Origin of the sequence: Parendozoicomonas sp. Alg238-R29, assembly GCF_947331445.1 — a bacterium.
Classification (GTDB): domain Bacteria; phylum Pseudomonadota; class Gammaproteobacteria; order Pseudomonadales; family Endozoicomonadaceae; genus Sansalvadorimonas.
In genome coordinates, this window is sequence record NZ_CAMZOG010000207.1 from 1 (window position 1) to 1457 (window position 1457).

General features: G+C 47.8%; 2 protein-coding genes. Both read left to right on the forward strand.

Annotation, left to right across the window (positions count from 1 at the left end; genetic code table 11):
- Positions 1 to 546 (forward strand): IS1595 family transposase (locus tag QMA35_RS21655; RefSeq protein ID WP_281649207.1); only part of this gene is annotated, 546 nt, incomplete at its 5' end.
- Between the two features lie 192 nt (positions 547 to 738).
- On the forward strand, positions 739 to 1457 hold a 719-nt coding region (locus QMA35_RS21660), incomplete at its 3' end, for a glycerate-2-kinase family protein (protein ID WP_281649208.1).

A 1457-nucleotide genomic window follows, 5' to 3' on the forward strand; every position in this document is an offset into this window, starting at 1 on the left:
GAAACCTTTTTCCGGGAATCCCGCAAAGGACAGCGGGGGTTGGGTGCTGAAGCCCGCAAACGAGGTGGTCGATCCAGACGCAAGAAAAAGCCGTCGGAGAATGCCAGTGAAAAGTCAGGAACAATCAGAAAAATTCCCGTCATGGTGGCCTGCGACCGTCAGCAACATGTAACCGATGCCGTTCTCGAACATGTGAGTAACGATGAACTCTTCACGCAACTGGCAGGACGGATTTTACCAGGCAGCACCCTGTGCACGGATGCTCATCTGTCCCATGAAAAACTGGCAGACCAACTCAACGTGACGCTGAAAGAGCTGGTCACTACGGCAGGCCAGTATGTGCGAGAGGAGGTTTATCACATTCAAACGGTCAATGCTTATCACAGTGAGCTCAAACGTTGGATCAATGGTTTTTTCAAAGGCGTAGCAACGAAATATTTATCGCGCTATCTGGGCTGGAAACGATTTTTAAAGACACATATCTTCTCGGAAGAGAGTTTTTTAGATCAGGAAGCATCCCATTGGCTCAACCCACATTTATTGTGAACAGAGCCGGGTGTGTATCTATGCGCTATCAAGCATAAGCACATATGATATTGATGCTGTAACCGGAACGTCTTTCCGTCGTTTGTTTTTACAACATTATTTGCAGTGGTTAAATAGCTGTCCAGAATAGAGACTCTGGCGTGAAAAATGCCTGTTCAATGTTGACCGGTCTCAGATTGAATAAGTTGGCTTATGAATATTATCCCCCGTGATCTTTTACGAAACATATTTGAAGCGGCAGTCGCATCAGCTCAGCCCGACCAGTGTGTGCCTGCTTTTCTGCCAGCAAAACCGAAAGGGCGAATGATCGTTATTGGTGCAGGTAAAGCGTCTGCTGCTATGGCGAGAGCTGTGGAAGATCATTGGGGAGGGGAACTCGAAGGGCTAGTTGTTACCCGCTACGGCTACAGTGTACCTTGCCGTAATATCGAAATTATTGAAGCTGCCCACCCTGTACCTGATGCCGCAGGGGAAAAGGCAGCGCAGCGTATTCTTAACCTTGTTTCTGACCTCACTGCGGACGATCTGGTTTTATGCCTGATTTCCGGAGGTGGTTCAGCGCTTTTGCCTATGCCTTTTGACGGGTTGTCTCTGGAAGATAAGCAAACCATTAATAAAGAGTTGTTACGTTGTGGTGCCACTATTTCTGAGATGAACTGTGTCAGGCGCCATCTTTCCATGATTAAAGGTGGTCGGTTAGCGGCAGCCTGTTACCCAGCTAAAGTTATAAATCTGCTTATCTCTGATGTACCGGGGGATGATCCAGAAAATATCGCTTCAGGCCCAACTGTTCCCGATAACACCAGTTGCGCTGACGCACTGACGATTATTGATCGCTATAAAATCAAAATTTCACACGCTGCCCGAGCCGTACTGGAAAGTGGCGCAGGGGAAACTCTGAAGATAGAAGA